The organism is Paenarthrobacter sp. TAF1 (assembly GCF_052113825.1).
In the GTDB taxonomy this organism is placed as follows: Bacteria; Actinomycetota; Actinomycetes; order Actinomycetales; family Micrococcaceae; genus Arthrobacter; species Arthrobacter nicotinovorans.
This window is the reverse complement of record NZ_JBFRDO010000003.1, coordinates 208380-229102: the sequence shown is the minus strand read 5'-3', so window position 1 is coordinate 229102 and position 20723 is coordinate 208380. Positions and strand designations below refer to the sequence as shown.

The following is a 20723-nucleotide window of genomic DNA, read 5'->3' as shown; positions in this document are numbered from 1 at the left end:
GGCGATGGCCACATCCACCCAAGAGTCCGAGGCCGGGCTTGATGCGGCGTATGTCCAGCACCTGCTCGGCTTCCAGCGGAAAGTCCGACTGAGGTCACTTGCCAGCGAACTCGGCAACGACGCAATCTGCCGCGTCGAAGGGGTAGGGGACGGGCTCACAACCGTGGTCTTCAGGACCGATCAGGTAGATCGGGAGACACTTCTGGCACTCCTTGGCTTCCGGTTGGCGGAGTTCCTTAACCTGGGCATGATGAGCGCGTCTCTCGCCCGGGGGCTCAACCTGCTGCACGAGCCGGTCGAAGGCACCCAGAACACTATCCATGCAGTATGTCTCGACGAGACGGGCCGGATCCAGGGCTACTTGGCCCTCGTCGGGGCAGAGCTGCCTCAGCCTGGCCTGCTCGACGCCCCGGGGCGGGAGATGTTCCCGGTCGAGACGGCGCATCACGTTGATTTGCTCGGCAGGTTCGCGCATACCGGGCTAACCACGCATGACACATGGGAGATCAAACGGTTCGTGCGGGCTGGTGGTGAGCCACTCGACAGTAATCGTGACCGGATTCCATGGCACCTCATCCTGGCCATGGGTAGGACGAGTTTGGCGCTCGACGAAGTGCGGCTCGTGATCGGAGACAGCCGCAAGGACGGCGCACTCCAGCACTTGGGCCTCATCGGCTTCGACCCTGTCACCTTGCCCCACACCCAACCGTCGTTGCCACATCACCACCTCATGTGGCCCTCGTACGAGCGTGAAGTGACCGCCAGGCCATTCGCCTCGCTTGTGCCCGACAAACTCGGCAAGGTCCTGGATCTCATCGAAGGATTGCTTCGAGGCCAGCACGGCGAGGGCTGGCAGAAGCATCTTGTGCTCAGGCTTCTGGCGATGCAAGCGGAGCGGTCGGTCGTGAGGGGCAACGACGACCCGGCACTCGAGGAGGCAAATAATGTCATCCCTGCATGAGCTCAGCGCAAGGGCACAGGCGGCGCTCATCAAATCAGGCAACCTGACGTCCATCGCGCTGACCGAGCACTACCTCGCCCGGATAAGCCGCCTGGACGGGCGGCTGGGTGCCTACGTCCGTGTAACCGATGAGCTCGCGCTCCGACAGGCCGCGGCAGCCGACCACCTAATCCGGAGCCAGGGCACCGACGCCGTTGGCCCACTCCATGGAGTCCCTGTGGCAATAAAGGACAACATCGACGTCGAAGACGTCCCCACCGGCTGGGGCATCGCCGAGCGGACCGAGGGAGCCGTAGGCGATGACCATCTGGTCGGCTTGCTTCGTGCTGCCCACCAGCCGATACTTGGCAAGACCCACTTGCCGGAATTCGCGCTTTCCTGCCACGCAGAAAACCATATCGGCGGGGACACAAGGAACCCTTGGTCAGAGAAGCACACTCCCGGGGGTTCGAGTGGAGGCTCGGCCGCCGCCGTATCCGCCGGCCTTGCGCCGCTGGCGCTCGGAACCGACGCCGGCGGTTCGGTGCGGATTCCGGCCTCCTGCTGCGGGCTGGTCGGCGTTCGGCCCAGCAACGGGACAGTGAGCGGAAACCCTGGCGATCCTGCGGTCACAGGCCTATCAGTCCCGGGTGTACTGGCGCGTGACGCCGGGGACGCTGCGGCGCTACTGGCCGTGATCGCAGGGCAGGCACCAGGGGATCTCTCCGCAGCGAGGACCTGGCAAGGCCAGGTGGGCCAACTCCGGATCGGGCTCTCGGTACGGCCCATGGTACCCGGATTGGAGCCTGCACCCGTATGCGTCCGGGCTGCTCAGGATCTCGCCTCCGACCTCGCCCGGATGGGGCATGAAGTGGTGCCAGTGGAGCTGGGCGAGGACAACGTCGTCGCCCAGGCCTTCCGTGATACTTGGTCGGTCGTCGCTGCGTCCTACGAGGTTGACGACGAATCGTCCTTGGGAGCCTTCACGAGGATGATGCGCGAACAGGGTCGTGCAGTGACCGGCGTGCAACTCCACGAATCGCTGGCCTTGTTCCGGGGTGTGGCACTCATGCTCGAAGAGTTTGTCTTCGGGGGTGTCGACTTCCTGGTCACGCCGACGCTTGCCACCCCGCCCCCGCTCCGTGGGGCATTCACAACGTCCGCCAACGAGGAAGAGAGCTTCGCAGCCATGAGCCGCTTTATGCCCTATACCCCGATGTACAACATTGCAGGCATGCCGGCCGTGTCTGTTCCCGTCAGCAAAGCAGACGGCTTGCCGATCGGGGCGATGATCGGCGGGCGGCATGGCAGCGAAGGCCGGTTGCTCCTTGAAGTGGACCGTATCCTCGGCGATCGTGGCGCCTTGGGGCTTGCACCGGGATGGGCATGAGCGCCCGCGCGGCCGTACTAGTGCATGGCTTCTCCGGCACGCCTGCCAGCATGGCTCCACTCGCCGCCGCCCTGCGTGAGCGGGGGTGGCATGTCGAGACGCCCGTTCTGGCTGGCCATGATACCCGCTGGCAGGATCTTCGCGACACGTCATGGCGTGACTGGTATGCGTCGGTTGATCACGCCGTCGAATCCGCAAAGCAGGCGACGACGGCCGGCCAGGTCGCCTTGGTCGGACTGTCCGTTGGAGGAGCGCTCTCGCTGCGCGCGGGCGCCGTGCGCAGCGACATCAGTCGGATTGTTCTTGTAAATCCGTCGCTCGGAGTACAGAACCCGTTCCTGCCGCTAGTGCCGATGCTGAAGGGGATTCTGCGCAGCATTCCCAACGGTCAAAGTCAGGTGAAGGACCCGTCCGTGGAATACACCAGCTACCCGAGGCTGCCGCTGAACGCCATCCAACAGCTATCACAGCTGTGGCGTGACGTCGGTGGATATCTACCTTCCGTCACTGCGCCCCTACTGGTTTTCCGGTCGCTCGCCGATGGCGAACAGGGGAGAACGTCCGCACTCAAGGCACTCGAAGGAGTGTCCTCAGCATCCACAAAGGAAATCCTGCTGCACCGTAGCGGCCATGTGGCCACCCTGGACTACGATTCGGCGCTGATCGCCGCCGAGACTGCTACTTTCCTGAAGAGCTGACCTGGGTTTGCTCGGCTCAACCTCTCATCATCATGGTTAGCGTCTTCGCAGGCTTCATCTTTCTCTCACGTGACCATGGTGCGACCACTAGGCTTCGCCATGGCCTTCGGAGTTCTTGTGGACGCTTTCATCGTTCGAATGACCGTTACCCCACGCCATCATGTACCTGCTCGGGGAGAAGGCCTGGTGGCTGCTTGCTGGCATCGCAAAGATCCTGCCGGACGTCGACCTGGAAGGTACCCGCGTCCGCAAACCGACTGACGATTCCCGGACCAGCGAACTGGTGCATAAGGATCCCGGGACTCTTCGGGGAGCGGGCGAGGATAGCTTCTTGTAATACAAGTACTCAGCTTGTATCTTAAGTAGTAGGCAAGGATGCCCCGCCCCTTAGGAGACCCAGTGAGTACCGTAGACCTCATCCGCCACGTCAAACTGTCCACGGCGCGACTGCCGCTCAGCGTTCCCATCAGCGACGCCAAGGTCTTCACCGGCAGGCAGAAGCCGATGACGGAAGTAGTGTTCCTCTTCGCCGAGATCACCACGGAGCAGGGACACCGCGGCCTCGGTTTCAGCTACTCCAAGCGCGCCGGCGGGCCGGCCCAGTACGCCCACGCCAAGGAGGTCGCGGAGGGCATCATTGGCGAGGACCCCAACGACATCGGCAAGATCTACACCAAGCTCCTCTGGGCCGGCGCCTCGGTGGGAAGGTCAGGCGTGGCGACGCAGGCTCTCGCCGCGATAGACATTGCCCTCTACGACCTCAAAGCCAAGCGCGCCGGACTCCCGCTGGCCAAGCTGCTGGGGTCCTACCGTGATTCCGTCCAGACCTACAACACCTCCGGCGGCTTCCTCAACGCCACCCTGGCAGAGGTCAAGGAACGCGCCACGCAGTCAATCGACGACGGCATCGGCGGCATCAAGATCAAGGTGGGCCTGCCCGACTCCAAAGAAGACCTCCGCCGCGTGGCGGGAGTCCGCGAACACATTGGCTGGGACGTTCCGCTCATGGTCGACGCGAACCAACAGTGGGACCGGGCAACGGCGCTGCGGATGGGCCGCCAACTGGAGGAATTCAACCTCATCTGGATCGAAGAACCACTCGATGCCTATGACTTCGAGGGCCACGCCCACCTCGCACAGCTCCTGGACACGCCTATCGCCACCGGTGAGATGCTTGCCTCTGTCGCCGAGCACAAGGGCCTCATCAACGCCAACGGCTGCGACATCATCCAGCCGGACGCGCCGCGCGTCGGAGGCATTACCCAGTTCCTGCGCCTGGCGGCACTGGCCGATGAAAGAGGTCTTGGCCTGGCACCGCACTTTGCCATGGAGATCCACCTCCACCTGGCCGCCGCCTACCCGCGCGAGCCGTGGGTGGAACACTTCGATTGGCTGGACCCGCTGTTCGAGGAGCGGCTGGAGACGAAGAACGGTCGCATGATCGTCCCGGACCGTCCCGGACTCGGCGTCACGTTGAGCGAACAGGCCCGTGCGTGGACCACCGAAACCGTGGAGTTCGGCGCGTAATCTGGAACGCATGAGCCGAAACCTGACTGCGGATCTCGCCGCCGACCTCCGCAACCGCATTGTCGACGGCGTCATCCAACCGGGCGAGAAGCTCCCCAGCGAGAACACCCTCATCAGCGAATTCGGGGTGAGCCGAACCGTGGTCCGCTCCGCATTGACGCGGCTGCAGGCCGAAGGCCTTGTGGAAACCGAACGTGGGCGGGGCAGCTTTGCCCTGACTCCGCCCGCCGAAGGTCCGACCCAGGCACCGGGAACCCGGCCTGTGTCCAGCATGGAAGAACGGCTGCAGATGCTCGACTTCCGGATCGGCGTCGAAGCAGAGGCAGCTGCCCTTGCTGCCCGGAACCACAGCGAACGACAACTCAAGGCCGTCCACGGTGCCTTGGAACAATTCACTGCGAACGTTTCGCATCCGGCGCACGCCATGAAAGCTGATTTCGAGTTCCATCGTGCTGTGGCTGCGGCTTCAGGCAACCCCTTTTATACAGACTGCATCGCCGCCCTCGGCCAGACCATGATCACTATGCCCCGCCCACGCCTCGTCGGCGGGGATGACCGGGAAACCCGCGAACGCTTCGATCAAGTGGTCCACGAGCATTCCTCTATCTACGCAGCAATCGCGGACGGCGATCCCGTTGCTGCCGCGGCAGCCATGCGCCTTCACCTCAGCAACTCACGACGCCGGCTGGCAGGTTCCGGCCGCAGCTAGCCTCGCGCGGGGCTGACCACAAAACAAAAGAGCCCCGGTCCTAAGACCGGGGCTCTTTCGATTGCGTGCGCGAGGGGGGATTTGAACCCCCACACCCTTTCGGATACTGGCACCTGAAGCCAGCGCGTCTGCCGTTCCGCCACTCGCGCGCAACTTCTTTTTCCGGACTTCGCTGGTCTCCCAGCTTCGTTTCCTTCAAAAGCAGCGAGATCAAGCATAACGGACATCCGGAGCAAAACACCAATCGGGCTGGGAGGCACCCTCCGGAAAGGCGGTGGACGGCCTGGAAACCGCAGAACTTCAAGGGATTTTCAACCCCTGCGAGCCCCGCCAGCAAGGGCCGCCGTCGAACTTTTCCGTGGCGCAAGGCGTTGTGGATTAAGGTCATTCCCAGTCAGTCCCAGTAGTATCGGGAAGAGGAAGGGCCGTGGGGCGCGCACTTTGGTGTGTGCACAGTCGGACCAATTGCAGGACTATCGGACAGGCACAGCAGGTGCCGCGGCAAGGAAAGGAGAAGGAACATGGGTTTGCTGGACAAAGTCGAGCGCGGCATTGAAAAGGCCGTCCGCAACGTCTTCTCCACGGGGTCGCGGGCACGGGTTGAGCCAGTGGAGATCGCGAGCAAGCTGAGGCGGGAACTGGACAATCAGTCCATCACCATCGCCGCCGGACGCACGCTTGCTCCCAACGTTTTTGATGTCCTGCTCAGCGATGAGGACTTCGCCCGGGCCCAGGAATGGGGAACGCCCCTCGCTGAGGAACTGTGCGACGTCGTTATCCAACACGTTCGCAGCCAGGGCTATACGCTCCAAGGCGCGGTCAGGATCTCGTTCCGTCGCAATGACGAGGAACGGGCCGGCCACTTCGAGATCGCTTCCCGGACCGAAAAGTCCTCCGGCGACGCAGCTCCTGCTCCGCAGCCTCCGCGGGCCAACGTTCCCGCAGCCCCCGCACGGCAGCCAATTCGCCTCCAGCCTGTCCTGGACATCAGCGGTCAGCGATACTCCCTCAATGCGGCCAGCGTGGTGCTCGGCCGCTCTTCCGAGGCCGACATCCTGGTGGACGACACCGGGGTTTCACGGAAGCATCTTGAGGTACGCACCGAGAACGGGAGCACGTGGGCAGTTGACCTCGGCTCCACGAATGGCAGTTACGTCAACGGACATAAGGTAAACGGCAGCGTGGAGCTCACAGACGGCTCAACCATCACGATGGGACGTACCAAGATTATTTTCCGCCTCCTCCCCCAGACCCCGGGTGGCCACGCGTGAACGATGTCAGCGAACTGACCATAACAGCGCTTCGTTTCGGCTTCCTCCTGTTGCTGTGGGTCCTGATCTTCAGCATTGTGTCCACCATGCGTCGCGACTTCCAGATCGGACGCAAGGCAGTGACCGGTGTTCCTACGGCACGTGAAGTCCGCAAGCATCCTGAACTGGCTGCCACACCGCCGCCGGCCATCCAGCATGCCCGCAACCTGGTGGTCACCGAGGGTCCCCTCAAGGGCACCACGGTTCCCCTGGCGGCCAGCCCCATCCTGCTCGGACGCGCGCAGGAAGCCACCCTGGTCCTGGAGGATGACTACGCCTCCGGCCGGCATGCGCGTCTGTTCCCGCAGGGCAGCCGATGGTTCATTGAGGACCTCGGCTCTACGAACGGCACCTACCTGGCCGATCAGCAGCTCACTCGTGCGTTGCCGGTGGAGCTCGGTGTCCCCGTGAGAATCGGCAAGACGGTCATTGAATTGAGGCCATAGTCCATGGCCTCTTCTGAGACCCCCGAGGACAAGGAAAAGCCCGCGGAGCGCCCGCTGATCATGCGCTACGCGGCCCGTTCCGACGTCGGCCGGATCCGCTCCAAGAATGACGACTCCGCTTATGTGGGCCGCCATCTCGCTGTGGTCGCCGACGGCATGGGCGGGCACGCGGGCGGCGATGTCGCCTCCGCTTCGACGGTCCTGGACATGATCCACCTGGATCATGACGACTACCCTGAAGGCGCCGACACCGTCCTGGCGGACGAGATCCAAACCGCCAATTCACTGCTCTCAGAGCTCGTCCACCAGAATCCCAAGCTGTCAGGCATGGGTACGACGGTCACGGCGTTGCTCCTTGAGGACCGCAAGCTCCACTTCGCGCATATCGGCGATTCCCGCGCTTACCGCCTGCGCAACAAGAAGTTCGAGCAGATCAGCGTGGACCACACGTTCGTCCAGCGCCTGATCGATGAGGGACGCCTCCGTCCGGAGGAAGCCGAGACCCATCCCCATAAAAACGTCCTAATGCGCGTGCTTGGCGACGTTGACGCGAGCCCTGAGCTGGACTTGGACGTCCTGGACGTCGAACCCGGCGAACGCTGGCTGCTGTGCTCTGATGGCCTGAACTACGTAGCAGGGCACGTCGTGGAGCGCATGGTCCGCGAGACCAAGGACCTTCGCGAATGCGCCGAGATCCTCGTAGACCTCACGCTCGAAGCGGGCGCCCCGGACAACGTCACGGTTGTCATGTTGGAAATCGTCGAGGAGACGGTCGACGACGTCAACACGGCCGCCGTCGACGTCGTACCGGCCGCTGCGCTTGCCGCCGTCGATGAGCCTGAAGCGGTGACGGCCACCAAGTCCCCCGATGAGGTGCCGTCCGGAGATGCGGCTAAGGGCGCCTCGAAGTCGGAAGCTGACCGGAAGCCGGACGCAGGATCGGCTTCCGACGACGGCACCAGGACGAAGGAGTCGGACGAGGCGGACGAAACGTCCGGGACTTCGGATTCCTCCACCGAACCGCCGGCGACCACCGATCCCCACCTCGGTGAGCATCTGTCAGCCGAAGTCCTGCGCGAGGAACTGGCCAGCCGCCCCCATGAGCTCGTTGGCGCCGCGGCAACGGCTGCTGAAACAGGCTCCATTCCTACCGTTGCCGGCCGCACGGTGGCCCGTCGCGCTGCCACAGTCCTGACGCACAAAGCAGAGCAGGACCGCGCGGAGGCCGAAGAGCCGCCACGACGCCGCATCCGCTGGTTGATGCCCGCCGTCGCCGCATTCCTGGTTCTGGGCGTCGTGGTCGGCCTGTGGCTTGGCTACGCCTGGACCCAGACACGCTATTACGTGGGTGAATACGATCAGCGTGTTGCCATCTTCAACGGCATCTCGCAAAGGCTCGGCCCAATTCAGCTTTCCCGGCTGGAAGCCGTAACCGATGTCAGGGTGGATTCCTTGCCTGAATATGGCCAGCAGAGCGTTCGCCAGACCGTTCCTGCCGGGGACCTCGACGACGCCCAGCTCATCGTGGAAAACCTGAAACAGTACGGCAGCGCCTCGGCCAATTGCCCCAGCCCGACGCCAACCGGCACGGCGACTCCCACGCCGTCGCCGTCGCCGTCGGCTACGGCCACAGTGCCGGTACCCAGCACGGCAGCCGTTGCCAGCCCCACGCCATCTCCCGTTCCGACTCCCTGTGAGGGGGCAAAATGATCCAGACTGAAACCGCCCCCAAGCCCCGCCGGAACGTCGAGCTTCTGCTCATCGTGCTGGCACTTGCCGTTGGAATCGGCGCCAGCGCACTGGTCAGCCTCAACTCGGATCTGGGACTGGACAGCGACTTCTGGTTCCAATCGAGCCTGCTCGCCGTAGCCGCCTTTGCATTCCACGTGGTGCTCCGTCTCCGCGCTAAATATGCCGATCCGGTAATACTTCCCATCGTGGTGGCCCTGAATGGATTGGGCCTGGCCCTGATCCACCGCATGGACGGCCCTGGCGACGACACCGGCAACAACCAGCTCCGGTGGACGCTGATTGCCATGGCCGTTTCCATCGCCGTGATCTGGTTCCTCAAGGACCACCGCATCCTGCGCCGCTTCACCTACATCTCGTTGGCGGCCAGTGCATTGCTGCTGATTCTTCCTCTGGTGCCCGGCATCTCCGCCGGTGAGGTGCTCGGTGCCAGCGTCTGGATCCGCATCGGCCCCATGACTTTCCAGCCTGGTGAAATCGCCAAGATCACCCTGGCCATATTCTTCGCGGGTTATCTGTCGTCCAACCGGGACCTCATCCTCCTGGCCGGCCGGAAGATCGGTCCCATGCAGTTCCCCCGCTTCAAGGACCTGGGTCCGATGATCACCGCCTGGCTGGTGAGCATCGGTGTCCTGGTCTTCCAGCGCGACCTCGGATCGTCCGTCCTCTTCTTCGGCCTCTTTATCGTGATGATCTACGTGGCCACCAGCCGTATCTCCTGGGTCGTTATTGGCCTGGCCCTGATCCTCGGCGGCGGTTTCATCGCATCGAAGATCTTCTCCCACGTCGCGTTCAGGATCGACAGCTGGATCAACGCCTTCACCCCGGAGGTCTTCGGCAGGTCTCCCGGCGGGAGTGGACAGATCGTCCAAGGCCTGTTCGGCATGGCCGACGGCGGCCTGGTGGGAACAGGACTGGGACAGGGCCGCCCGGACCTGGTTCCGTTCGCAAACAGCGACATGATCGTGGCGCTCATCGGCGAAGAACTGGGCCTGATCGGCCTTTTCGCCGTGGTGATGCTCTATTTGCTGCTCTTCACCCGCGGTTTCCGCGCAGCCCTGGGAACGCGCGACGCCTTCGGAAAGCTCCTGGCGTGCGGCTTGTCCTTCGCGATCGCACTGCAGTGCTTCGTGGTCATCGGCGGCGTCACCCGGCTCATCCCGTTGACCGGCCTGACCACCCCGTTCCTGGCCGCCGGGGGTTCATCCCTGCTGGCCAACTGGATCATCGTCGGGCTGCTGCTCATGATCTCCAATACGGCCCGCGGACCGGTTGACACCACACCCATGGTCAACAAACCCCCGACCACCAGCTCCCACGGGACAGTCAAGACTCCAACAGGCCAGACACCAAGCGCACCAACTGAGGCGGTGAAGCATCAATGAACCAAGCGATTCGCAGCTCGTGGATGGCCGCCGTCGCCATGTTCGCGTTGATTTTCGGCGCCATCAGCTACGTCCAGGTCATTGGCGCGGACGACCTCAACGCCAATCCCTGGAACCAGCGCGCCATCCTCGCCACGTTCTGCAACGAACGCGGTGCCATCATCGTTGGCGGGAAACCGGTGGCAGAGTCCGTCCCCGGAACCGAGTCCTGCGCCTTCCAGCGTTCGTACCCCCAGCCGGAGCTTTATGCGGGCGTCACCGGCTTCTTCTCGAGGGGCTTCGGATCCACCGGGCTGGAGCAGTCAATGGGGGAAACCCTGGCGGGTAACTCGGACCAGTTGTTCCTGGACCGCATCAGCCAGATGTTCCTGGGCAAGGAACCCAAGGGCGCTTCTGTGGAGCTGACCCTTGATCCTGCCATCCAGAAGCTGGCCTACGACCTCATTCCGGACGGCCAGCGGGGTTCCATCGTGGTCACCAACCCGAAGACGGGAGCCATCCTGGCGATGGTCTCCAAGCCGTCCTACGACCCCAACCTGATTGCCACCCACGACACTGCCGCTGCAGAGGCGAACATGGCCCAGCTGAACCAGATCCCGGGTATCAACCTGAACCAGAACGTCAGCGGTCCCACCGGAAACCTGCTCTCTCCCGGCTCGGTTTTCAAGCTCATTGACACGGCCGCGGCGTTGAACTCGGGCAAGTACAACAAGGACAGTGAGCTGCCGAACCCGAGCAGCCTCCCGCTTCCCGGTTCCAATGCCAGCCTTCCCAACTATGCCGGGGGCAACTGCAACGTCCGGGAGACGGCGTCGTTCGCCTTTGCCCTGGAGCAGTCCTGCAACACGCCGTTTGCGAGCATTGCCCTGGACCTCGGCCAGGACGCCATTCGTGAGCAGGCCGAGAAATTCGGTTTCGGTGAAACCTTCGGAGATCAGCTCAAGCTTCAGCAGGCCAAGAGCGTCTTCCCCAGGGACCTGGACCAGGCACAGCTCGCCCAGTCGTCCGTGGGCCAGCGCGACGTCAAAGCTACTCCGCTGCAGATCAACATGATGACGGCAGCCATCGCAAACGGCGGCGTGCAGATGAAGCCGAACCTGGTGCAGACAGTACGTGCTCCTGACCTGCGCGTCATCAGCGAAACAAAGCCTGAAGCACTCCGCACCAGCACCACGCAGCCGATCGCCGGCCAGATCACCGAATGGATGACCAGCGCAGTGGACAACGGCATTGCCAAGGGCGCAGCCGTTCCCGGCATCAAGGTGGCCGGCAAGACCGGCACGGCGGAACTCGGTGATTCAGGTTTGAACAACTCATGGTTTACCGGGTTCGCCCCGGCAAACGACCCGCAAGTAGCCGTCACCATTGTCATGGAACGTGTGGACGTGCTCAGCGGTGCCCAGCTAACCAGTCCGAACGCAAAGAAGATTTTTGAGGCGGTGTTGAATAAGTGAGGCCTACTTCGGGAATCACACTCGGCGGCAGGTTCCAGCTGACCAGTCGCATTGCGATTGGCGGCATGGGCGAGGTCTGGAAGGCCAAGGACCAGATCCTTGGCCGGATCGTGGCCATCAAGGTGCTCAAGGAGGAATACACGGGTGACCCCGGCTTCCTGCAGCGCTTCCGTGCCGAAGCGCGCCACACCGCCCTCCTCAACCACGTGGGCATCGCCAACGTGTTCGATTACGGCGAGGAAGCCGGCTCGGCATACCTGGTGATGGAGCTCGTGCCGGGCCACCCCCTGAGCGGCATCCTGGAGCGCGAACAGGTGCTGTCCCCGGACATGACGCTCTCCATCATTGCCCAGACAGCCCGGGCCCTTGCCGTGGCCCACGCGCAAGGCCTGGTTCACCGCGATATCAAGCCCGGCAACCTGCTCATCACACCGGACAACCGGGTAAAGGTCACCGACTTCGGCATCGCCCGCCTGGCGGACCAGGTTCCGCTGACGCAGACCGGCCAGGTCATGGGCACCGCCCAGTACCTGGCACCTGAGCAGGCAACCGGCCAGACAGCCACCGGGTCCTCGGATATCTACTCCCTGGGTGTCATCGGCTACGAATGCCTCACAGGTCACCGTCCGTTCTCCGGGGAATCGCAGATCGCCATCGCCTTGGCGCAGGTCAATGACGCACCGCCGCCCCTGCCGGAGACGCTGCCTACGCCCGTGCGTGCCCTCTTGATGTCCATGCTTGCCAAGGACCCCAAGAACCGGCCGGCCAACGCCATCAAGCTTGCCGAAGCAGCTGAAGCCATCCGTAACGGCGACATCGCCACGGCTCATGCCGCTGTGCCGGGAATGCTGTTGTTCGAAGACTCAACCGGCCCCATCACTGCGCCGGTCGACACCGCAACGGCACCCACCGGCGTCGTCGCCTCACCTTACGGCAAGGAGCAATCCTCGACGGCGACCTCCGCACTTCCGGTGCTGGGCGCCGGCGCCGCCGGAGCTGCTGTGGGAGCCGCTGCGGCATCCGCGGACAACCCACTGACACGAGCCAACGCCCTCGAGGCGGAACGGCAACTGAACGACGACGAAGAAGTCATCTACAGCGATGACGAACGTTACGACGATCAGGAACCGGAACGCAAGAAGCGCAGCCCCTGGACGTGGCCCCTTGTTGCGTTGATCCTCCTGGTCTTGTTCGCGCTGGTCGGTTTCCTGATTTCCCAGTCGGGATTCTTCTCGCCCACCCCTTCGCCGAGCCAGTCCACTTCCGCGAGCCCGAGCCGTTCTGCCAGCCCGTCGTCCTCATCGACGTCGTCCTCGCCGACGCCTACGCCTACGGAAACCTCTGAAGCACCGTCGCCCACCCAGTCGACGCCGCAGAAGATCAACATCATCCCGGAGGAATTCCAAGGACAGCCGTTCGAGACGGTCAGTGCCAAGCTGCGTTCCCTCGGCCTCGGCGTCAACGGCCAGGAGGTCTTCGATCCGGCAACACCCGGGACGGTTCTCAGCCTCAACCCCACAGGTCCTGTTGACCCGGGGACCACCATCACGGTGACCTACTCAAAGGGACCCGAAATGGTTGCGGTCCCGAACATCGGTCAGGGAGTCTCCGAAACCCAGGTCCAGGGCGCCCTGCAGGGGGCAGGGCTTAAGTACGTGAGGGGCGAGGACGTCAACGGAAGCATCAGCCAGGGCCCGAACACGTTCGTGCGTTCCTCGCCTGCCGCCGGCACCGAGGTACCCGCAGGGTCCACGGTGACCTACTACCTGTCCAAGGAGCTCATCCCTACGGATCCGGTCACTCCCAGCGGCAACCCCAAGCCGTCCAGCTCTGCGTCCCCCACAGGCCGCTAAGCCACCATGTCTACGCCACGTCCCGGCCCCGCGCATCGAGAGGAGAGCACACCTGTGTCTTCACAGCGCATCCTCAATGGACGCTACGAACTCGGTGAGTTGATCGGTCGTGGCGGCATGGCTGACGTCTACAAGGGAACAGATACCCTCCTGGGCCGAACCATCGCCGTAAAGGTCCTGCGTGCCGACCTTGCCCGCGATCCCCAGTTCCAGGCCCGTTTCAAGCGTGAAGCCCAAGCCGTCGCGGCGCTTAACCACCCCTCCATCGTGGCTATTTTCGATACCGGAGAATATTCCGTTCCAGGTGGGCCCGGAGAGGATGTCCGCGTTCCGTACATCGTCATGGAGTTCGTCTCGGGCCGCACCCTGAGGGACATGATCAAGGCGAAGGAACTGGGCGTAGAGGACTCCGTCGGCTACACGCTGGGTGTCCTCTCAGCCCTGGAGTACAGCCACCGGGCAGGGATTGTGCACCGGGATATCAAGCCGGCCAATGTCATGGTGTGTGCGGATACCGGCGACGTCAAAGTCATGGACTTCGGAATCGCCCGGGCCATGGCAGATTCCGCGGCCACCATGACCCAAACACAGGCAGTCGTTGGCACCGCGCAGTACCTTTCCCCGGAACAAGCCCGGGGCGAAACCGTGGACGCCCGCAGCGACCTCTACTCGGCTGGATGCCTCCTGTACGAACTGCTGACCAGCAGGCCGCCGTTCGTTGGTGACAGCCCGGTGTCCGTCGCCTACCAGCACGTCCGGGAAACCCCGGAACTGCCCAGCACCCACAACCCGGATATCACAGATGCGCTGGATTCCGTTTTGGTCAAGGCACTGCAGAAAAACCGTACTGACCGCTTCCAGGACGCAGCGGCCTTCCGTCGGGCCCTCCGGGCAGCCAGCAATGGCATTCCCGTGCCTGCACTCCCGGCAAGCGAAGCCCCCACAGATCCCAACGACCTCGTGGAACAGGAAGATCCCGCCACGCAGCTCTTGAGCACTACCGCCGTGGGGCTTTTGGACGTGGACCAGTTCAAGGACGAGACCTTGGACCACGAGCACGAGGAACCCCTTCCTTTGGGCCTCCCAGCGGAACGTGAGCGGCCCGCCCAGCAGAAGTCCCGGCGTCGAGCGTGGATCTCCACCCTGGTGATCTTCACTATCCTGGTACTGGCCGGCGGCGGGTTCTGGCTCTACAACCTCATGAACGCCAAGCCGGCCGAACCTGCACAGATCGAGGTTCCGGTGGTGGCCAACATGTCGGAATCCCAAGCGATCCAGAAGCTCTACTCGCTCAAGCTGGTACCGAAATCCGTACGCGAGCCAAGCGATACTGTGGCCAAGGACATGGCCATTGGCACCTCGCCCGCAGCGGGCGCCAAGGTGCCCCAGGACGGCGAAGTGATCCTCAAGGTCTCCAGCGGTCCGAGTTCGGTGACCATACCGGCGGATATCGTGGGCCGCACGGAAGCAAACGCGACCGACGCCCTGCGGGAACTTGGTATCACGGGCACCATCACCAGTGTCCGGACGCACAGCCCGACGGTACCCATGGGCCAGGTGATCAGCACAGCCCCGGCGCCGGGCGGACCCATAGCTACGTCCTCAAAGGTGGAGCTGCAGATCTCATCGGGCAAGGTCCTGATGCCCCAACTCATTGGCCTGCCTGTGGCGGAGGCCGAAGCGGCGCTGAAGGCCAACGGCTTGACCATGCAGGTAGTGGAACAGGAAAACTCGCAGGTGGATCCGGGCAAGGTCACGGCACAAAGCGAGGTATTCAACAGCGAGGTAGATCAGGGCAAGTTGGTCACCGTTACTGTTGCGAAGGCTCCCGCGCCTGTCCCGACCCCGACCCCCACTCCAACACCCACAACGGACACGCCTACGCCGAAGCCTACGCCGACGACAACCAAGAAATAGCCTGCTGCCTGGGCGGATCCACCGTCCCGCCGGGAAAGTCTTTACCGGCAGTTATTGCTTAATGAGCGGGCTCAGCTTGGAGGCACGTTCGGCGGCACCGGCCATGCCCAGGGATTCGAGCCAGTTCCCCAACATCTGGTACCCACCCTCGGTGAGCACTGATTCCGGGTGGAACTGGACACCGCACAGGGGAGCGGTCCTGTGTTGAAGACCCATCACTACACCGTTCGTCGTCTCCGCTGTGACCTCCAGGACGTCCGGTATGGAGTCACGAACCGCCGCCAGTGAGTGGTACCGCGTTGCCGTGACGGGCGAGGGCAGGCCGACGAAGACGCTTTTGCCTTCATGCCGCACGGGTGATGTCTTGCCGTGCATGAGTTCCGGCGCGTGGGTCACCACTCCGCCGTAGGCCTCAGCGAGGGCCTGGTGTCCCAAGCAGACACCGAACATGGGTTTGGAGGCCTCACCGCACCACTTGATCAGCTCAATGCACACGCCGGCTTCTGCAGGGGTCCCGGGCCCGGGGGAAACCAATACGCCGTCCCGCGTTGCGGCCAGTTCGATGGCCTCGGCAAGGGTGACGTCGTCGTTACGGACGACCGTTGTTTCCGCACCCAGTTCCTGAAGGTAGCCCACCAGTGTGTAGACGAAGCTGTCGTAGTTATCTATTACCAAAATCTTTGTTGTGCTCATGGCTGCTGCACTAAACCAATCGTTGAGTCAGTCAATGTGGTGAATTGGGAAAACCAGGGGAAGAGGAACTCGACCATCAAGACAAGGGCCACACCCACCAGTACCAGTGAGGTCAGGATCCGTACCCATAGCGGACCGGGCAAGTTCCGGAAAATCCATGCGTACATCTGCTACCCCTTTCCGTGGGCGCGGGCTACTTGGGCGGCTATTTCCGACGGCGGCCCTGCCGAGGCAGGTTGCCAACCATCCAGCACTGAGTACGCGATGATGCGTTCCTGTGCACCAAAGCGGGGATTGCAGCTGGTCATGGTGAGGAAACTTTCCGTGGGGGTTGCCCCCGGTTGGGTAGGCACGGGCATCAGCACGTCGGTACGGTCCGGCAGGACAATCTGATTGTTGCGGAACACGTAGGTGTAGTAGCCATCCGCGGTTTGGACGTAGATCTTGTCACCGGGAACCAACGTGTGGATGTTGTCCAGGACCGCACCGTGCGTTTGCCTGTGGCCGGCCACCGCAAAATTGCCGGGAGCTCCAGGCATGCTGGTGGTTCCGTAGTGGCCCAATCCCAAGGTGTCCAGGACGTCCGAGCCCGTGCCTTCAATGATGGGGCGGGTGTAGTCCTGGCCGAAGCGGGGGATGTACATGATCCCGATGGTTCCGCCGTTGCCGGGAGCCTTGCCCACCACGGGAGGGCCATAGTCCACCGGACCCACCGGCGCCGCCGGAGCTACCGGGCCGGTGAATTCCTGGGCGAAGCTCTTCACCGCTTCCGTTTGCTTGGCATCGGCTTCCACGTTTGTCCACCACAATTCCCAGCCAACGAACAGCAGCAGGACTATCCCGGCTGTGATGAGGAGTTCGCCGAAGATCTGGCTGATTTTACGGATAACATCCGAGGCCCGTCGACGCTTTCGGGGCCGCCGTTCCTGCCCCGGGCTGGCGGACGGCACGGCTGATGCCGCCGTCGTCTGCTGGTGCGCCACAGGGTCTCCTCATATAGGGCGCGGGCGTCGCGGGCGTATCCCGAGTTGCGGCTAGACTTGACAGCTAGAACCAACCCGGAACGCCGTGTGGCCGTTAACCGCTGGAAATTTCCTTCCTGCAGGATATCAAGGCCGGCAGGGACGGGTATCAACCGAACAGTCCAGGAGGATCCGTGCCCGAGTCCAAGCCCCGCAAGCGGCCTGCCCGCCAGGCCCCACAGACTTCGGCCACGCAGCAGTACAAGCCCAACCCGGTTTGGTACAAGGCCGTCATGTTTGGATTGATGATCCTCGGCCTCCTGTGGATCATCACCTTCTACATCACTGAAGGGCAGTTCCCGGTCCGCGACTGGGCATCCTGGAACATCGTGGCCGGCTTCGGCATTGCAATTGTCGGGTTCCTCATGACCACGCGCTGGCGCTCCTAGGAATTCCGGACCTCACATTCCAGTGCTTGCTGGCGTCTACAGGATATGAGCAACCGGCACACCACGTTGGACTCCCCGTTGGGTCAGTTGACGCTGACAGCCCGCGGGGAGTTTTTGACGGGCATATTTTACGAAGGCCACTGGCATATGCCTCCGCCCGACTATTTCGGAGAGCCCACCACCATCGAGGACCCGGTGTTCTCCCGCACCCGGAGCGAGCTCTCCGAATACCTGGCCGGTCAACGCACCGAATTCAACGTGCCGTTCGAGGCACGCGGAAATCCCTTCCAGGAGAAGGTCTGGGCACGCCTCGAGACCATTCCTTTCGGGGAAACGGTCAGCTATGGGGAATTGGCCCAGGAACTGGGTGATCCCCACCTGGCGCAGGCAGTTGGTTCGGCTGTCGGCCGTAATCCCATCAGCATCATCATCCCCTGCCACCGGGTAGTGGGCCGGAAGGGGCAACTGACCGGCTATGCCGGCGGGCTTCGCAACAAGCGCTTCCTCCTGGAACTGGAAGAACCGGATTCCGTAAGAGAGGGCAAGCTCTTCTGATGGAAGACGGACAGGCGGCCAGCAAGAAACCGTTCGAAGCAGTTGTTCGGGAACGCGGGGCGACAGTGCTTCGTGTTTGCCGTGCAATTCTCGGCGTCCACGATGCCGACGACGCCTGGTCGGACACGTTCCTGGCGGCTCTCCAGGCCTATCCCGATCTTCCCGTGGGGGCCAACGTGGAAGCCTGGCTGGTGACCATCGCCCACCGGAAGTGCATTGACCATCTGCGGGCCGGTGCGCGCCGGGCATTACCTGTGGAACAACCGCCGGAACAACCAACCCGCCTGGGCCTTCCGGGCGAACGGGACACCGAGCTTCTCGACGCCGTCGCCAAGTTGCCCTCGAAGCAGCGCCAGGCCGTGGCGTACCACTACCTCGCCGGGCTGCCTTACAAAGAGATCGGCGCCCTTCTGGGCAGTTCCCCGGAGGCCGCACGCCGGGCCGGAGCAGATGGCGTGAAGGCGCTCCGGGCAGCCGTCCACACCCCCGTTCCGCTGGTCCATTCATCGTCGAAAGGTGAAGTGCAATGACCCTCGACCCCAGCCCCGGGCACACCGAGGTGTTGTCACTCCTGGAACCACTGGACGTTGCCCTTGGGCCCGCCCTCGCGGACCTCCATGCCCGTCTGGCCCTCGACGCACAACTGACCCACACCCTGGACATCGCCTACCGAACCGTCGATTCACCGGTGGGGAAGCTCCTCTTGGCAGCCACGGACCGCGGAATCATCCGGGTAGCCTTCGAATTGGAAAACCATGACTCCGTCCTGCAGTTGCTGGCGGACACGGTCAGCCCCCGCATTCTGGAAGCGCCCACGCGCCTCGACGACGCTGCCCGGGAACTCGAAGAGTATTTCGCCGGTACACGCCGCGACTTCGACCTCATCCTCGATTTCCGGTTATCCCGCGGTTTCCGGCTCAACGTCCTCCGTCACCTGCCCCGGATTCCGTACGGCAACACGGCGAGTTATGCACAGGTGGCCCAGGCGGCCGGCAGCCCCAACGCCGTCCGTGCCGTGGGCACCGCCTGCGCCACCAACCCGCTTCCCGTGATCGTTCCCTGCCATCGGGTGGTCAAATCCGACGGCAGCTTCGGTGGCTACCTTGGAGGTCCTGAAGCCAAACGCGCATTGCTCACGCTGGAGGCCGCGGCGTGAGCGACGACGCCCTGTTCCCGCTGGAGCTGGTTCAACCGGAAAACCACGACGCCGGTCCACGCCTGGTGCGGCCGGGTGCGGTTCACGTCCCCGGTTGGCTGACCCTGGAACAGCAACGATGGATCGTCGGGCGTTTTGGTGAATGGACCCAGGGGCCCGTTCCCTTGCGGGCTGCAACTCTGCCGGGAGGGCATCAGATGTCCGTCCGCACGGTTTGCCTGGGATGGCATTGGCAGCCGTACCGCTATTCACGGACGGCGACCGACGTGAACGGCCAACCCGTCCTCGATTTTCCTGAGTGGATGGTCCGCCTGGGGAAGCAGGCCGTTGCTGTCGCGTATTCCCCGGACCTTGGAGTCGATGAATCCTTGATTGGCCTGTCCCGGGACTACGCACCGGATGCCGCCCTGGTGAACTATTACGGCGATGGAGCCGCCATGGGCATGCACCAGGACAAGGACGAGCATTCCAACGCTCCGGTGGTGTCCCTCAGCATCGGAGACACGTGTATCTTCCGTTTCGGCAACACCGAGTCACGGACCAAGCCCTACACCGATCTGGAACTCCGTTCGGGCGATCTGTTCGTTTTCGGCGGGCCCTCCCGGTTCGCTTATCACGGCATCCCCAAGGTCCTTCCGGATACGGCTCCTGAGGGCTGCGGCCTCGATCGTGGACGGATCAATATCACCATGCGTGTCACGGGTCTGTCGTAAGACCGGACCCGTGGAAACCGGCTCCGTGCTACCCGGCTGTCGACGTGACAGCTGTTAATGTCACAGGTGCCGGGAAGAATATCCCCGGCAGTTAAATGCATGCCGGCCGCTGGGCCGGCATGGTTGCGGAGGAGTGCGCATGACCCCGGATAACGGCACCATCATCGGACCGGACGGCTTGGCTCGTCCCTCATGGGCTGCCTCGGACCCGCTCATGCAGGCCTACTACGATCACGAGTGGGGCATGCCCGTGCGCGATGAACAGGGCATGTACGAACGCATCAGCCTCGAGGCGTTCCAGGCCGGCCTCTCCTGGGCCACCATCCTCCGGAAGCGCGAGGCCTTCAGAGAGGCGTTCCTGGACTTCCACCCGGAAAGCGTGGCCGCCTTCACGGAATCCGACGTGGAGCGCCTGATGCTCGACGCCGGGATAGTCCGGAACCGCCTGAAGATCCACGCCGCGATCACGAACGCCAAAGCCACCATTGCCTTGCGTGAGGAGGGCGGGCTGGTGGAATTCGTGTGGTCCTTCCAGCCGGACAGCACACCCGCTCCCCGCACATTGGCGGAAATCCCCACAACTTCGCCGGAGTCAATCGCCCTCTCCAAGGCCCTGAGGAAGAAGGGTTTCGCTTTCGTGGGACCCACCACCATGTACGCCCTGATGGAAGCAGTGGGCATCATCGATACCCATTTGGTGGACAGCCACCGGCGCGGCACGTCTGGAGTGTGGACCTAGGGGAAGCGTCCACCTTCGCTGTGGGCGGCTGAGCCGCTGTCCACAGAAGTGCGTAACTTTATCCACAAGGGTGGATAA

The 20723-nt window shown here is 63.3% G+C and carries 20 protein-coding genes, 1 tRNA gene and 1 pseudogene; 19 read left to right on the top strand and 3 right to left on the bottom strand.

Annotation, left to right across the window (positions count from 1 at the left end; genetic code table 11):
- The first annotated feature begins 4 nt into the window (after positions 1-4).
- The 6 genes and pseudogenes from AB4Y81_RS05620 (at position 5) to AB4Y81_RS05595 (ending at position 5264) form a co-directional block, all read left to right on the top strand.
- Positions 5-961, top strand: coding sequence for a hypothetical protein (locus AB4Y81_RS05620; RefSeq protein ID WP_189076471.1), 957 nt, complete (start codon positions 5-7; stop codon positions 959-961).
- Entirely contained in the window at positions 945-2330 is a 1386-nt protein-coding gene (locus AB4Y81_RS05615; protein WP_189076470.1) for an amidase, read from the top strand. Before AB4Y81_RS05620 ends, AB4Y81_RS05615 begins: the two co-directional genes overlap by 17 nt.
- Complete coding sequence (locus tag AB4Y81_RS05610; protein ID WP_441995486.1) at positions 2327-3028, top strand: alpha/beta hydrolase; 702 nt, start codon at positions 2327-2329, stop codon at positions 3026-3028. The genes AB4Y81_RS05615 and AB4Y81_RS05610 overlap by 4 nt, the downstream gene beginning before the upstream one ends.
- A 26-nt stretch (positions 3029-3054) precedes the next feature.
- Positions 3055-3365: pseudogene (locus tag AB4Y81_RS05605) on the top strand (MMPL family transporter); the annotation flags it as partial.
- Between the two features lie 62 nt (positions 3366-3427).
- Positions 3428-4555, top strand: coding sequence for an L-talarate/galactarate dehydratase (locus AB4Y81_RS05600; RefSeq protein WP_189076468.1), 1128 nt, complete (start codon positions 3428-3430; stop codon positions 4553-4555).
- Between the two features lie 10 nt (positions 4556-4565).
- Positions 4566-5264, top strand: a complete 699-nt coding sequence (locus AB4Y81_RS05595; protein ID WP_189076467.1) for a FadR/GntR family transcriptional regulator — start codon at positions 4566-4568, stop codon at positions 5262-5264.
- 66 nt (positions 5265-5330) lie between these two features.
- On the opposite strand, the gene AB4Y81_RS05590 is transcribed toward AB4Y81_RS05595, so the two are convergent.
- Positions 5331-5413, bottom strand: a tRNA-Leu gene (locus tag AB4Y81_RS05590).
- A gap of 372 nt (positions 5414-5785) precedes the next feature.
- On the opposite strand from AB4Y81_RS05590, the gene AB4Y81_RS05585 reads away from it, so the two are divergent.
- Genes AB4Y81_RS05585 through pknB form a run of 7 tightly spaced genes read left to right on the top strand, consistent with a single transcriptional unit; the run spans position 5786 to position 15378 of the window.
- Positions 5786-6535: an FhaA domain-containing protein gene (locus AB4Y81_RS05585; protein WP_018778451.1), complete on the top strand. Its 750-nt coding sequence runs from the start codon at positions 5786-5788 to the stop codon at positions 6533-6535.
- Positions 6532-7020, top strand: a complete 489-nt coding sequence (locus tag AB4Y81_RS05580) for an FHA domain-containing protein FhaB/FipA (RefSeq protein WP_018778452.1) — start codon at positions 6532-6534, stop codon at positions 7018-7020. The genes AB4Y81_RS05585 and AB4Y81_RS05580 overlap by 4 nt, the downstream gene beginning before the upstream one ends.
- Before the next feature lie 3 nt (positions 7021-7023).
- Entirely contained in the window at positions 7024-8730 is a 1707-nt protein-coding gene (locus AB4Y81_RS05575; protein ID WP_189076466.1) for a PP2C family protein-serine/threonine phosphatase, read from the top strand.
- Entirely contained in the window at positions 8727-10154 is a 1428-nt protein-coding gene (locus tag AB4Y81_RS05570) for an FtsW/RodA/SpoVE family cell cycle protein (protein WP_018778454.1), read from the top strand. Before AB4Y81_RS05575 ends, AB4Y81_RS05570 begins: the two co-directional genes overlap by 4 nt.
- Positions 10151-11608 (top strand): penicillin-binding transpeptidase domain-containing protein, encoded by a 1458-nt coding sequence (locus tag AB4Y81_RS05565; RefSeq protein WP_026267267.1) that lies wholly within the window; start codon positions 10151-10153, stop codon positions 11606-11608. The genes AB4Y81_RS05570 and AB4Y81_RS05565 overlap by 4 nt, the downstream gene beginning before the upstream one ends.
- Positions 11605-13461, top strand: coding sequence for a protein kinase domain-containing protein (locus AB4Y81_RS05560; protein WP_018778456.1), 1857 nt, complete (start codon positions 11605-11607; stop codon positions 13459-13461). The genes AB4Y81_RS05565 and AB4Y81_RS05560 overlap by 4 nt, the downstream gene beginning before the upstream one ends.
- A gap of 6 nt (positions 13462-13467) precedes the next feature.
- Positions 13468-15378 carry a Stk1 family PASTA domain-containing Ser/Thr kinase gene (gene pknB, locus AB4Y81_RS05555; protein ID WP_189076465.1) on the top strand — a complete coding sequence of 637 codons (1911 nt, stop codon included), beginning with the start codon at positions 13468-13470 and terminating at the stop codon, positions 15376-15378.
- A 51-nt stretch (positions 15379-15429) separates the two neighbouring features.
- On the opposite strand, the gene AB4Y81_RS05550 is transcribed toward pknB, so the two are convergent.
- Positions 15430-16071, bottom strand: a complete 642-nt coding sequence (locus tag AB4Y81_RS05550; protein ID WP_039239007.1) for an aminodeoxychorismate/anthranilate synthase component II — start codon at positions 16069-16071, stop codon at positions 15430-15432.
- Positions 16072-16241: 170 nt separating this feature from the next.
- Complete coding sequence (locus AB4Y81_RS05545; protein ID WP_018778459.1) at positions 16242-17054, bottom strand: class E sortase; 813 nt, start codon at positions 17052-17054, stop codon at positions 16242-16244.
- Positions 17055-17227: 173 nt separating this feature from the next.
- Between AB4Y81_RS05545 and AB4Y81_RS05540 the strand changes: the two genes are divergently transcribed.
- The 6 genes from AB4Y81_RS05540 (at position 17228) to AB4Y81_RS05515 (ending at position 20645) form a co-directional block, all read left to right on the top strand.
- Positions 17228-17482, top strand: a complete 255-nt coding sequence (locus AB4Y81_RS05540; protein ID WP_018778460.1) for a cell division protein CrgA — start codon at positions 17228-17230, stop codon at positions 17480-17482.
- A gap of 45 nt (positions 17483-17527) precedes the next feature.
- On the top strand, positions 17528-18037 hold the full coding sequence (locus AB4Y81_RS05535) for a methylated-DNA--[protein]-cysteine S-methyltransferase (RefSeq protein WP_039239004.1): 510 nt from the start codon (positions 17528-17530) through the stop codon (positions 18035-18037).
- Positions 18037-18567 carry an RNA polymerase sigma factor gene (locus AB4Y81_RS05530; protein WP_018778462.1) on the top strand — a complete coding sequence of 177 codons (531 nt, stop codon included), beginning with the start codon at positions 18037-18039 and terminating at the stop codon, positions 18565-18567. The genes AB4Y81_RS05535 and AB4Y81_RS05530 overlap by 1 nt, the downstream gene beginning before the upstream one ends.
- The gene (locus AB4Y81_RS05525; RefSeq protein ID WP_018778463.1) at positions 18564-19193 is read left to right on the top strand and encodes a methylated-DNA--[protein]-cysteine S-methyltransferase; all 630 of its coding nucleotides are present in this window, start codon (positions 18564-18566) and stop codon (positions 19191-19193) included. The genes AB4Y81_RS05530 and AB4Y81_RS05525 overlap by 4 nt, the downstream gene beginning before the upstream one ends.
- A complete protein-coding gene (locus AB4Y81_RS05520) occupies positions 19190-19906 on the top strand; it encodes an alpha-ketoglutarate-dependent dioxygenase AlkB family protein (protein ID WP_039238999.1) in 717 nt (238 codons plus the stop codon). The genes AB4Y81_RS05525 and AB4Y81_RS05520 overlap by 4 nt, the downstream gene beginning before the upstream one ends.
- A 139-nt stretch (positions 19907-20045) precedes the next feature.
- Positions 20046-20645: a DNA-3-methyladenine glycosylase I gene (locus AB4Y81_RS05515; protein WP_018778465.1), complete on the top strand. Its 600-nt coding sequence runs from the start codon at positions 20046-20048 to the stop codon at positions 20643-20645.
- The last annotated feature ends 78 nt before the right edge of the window (positions 20646-20723 follow it).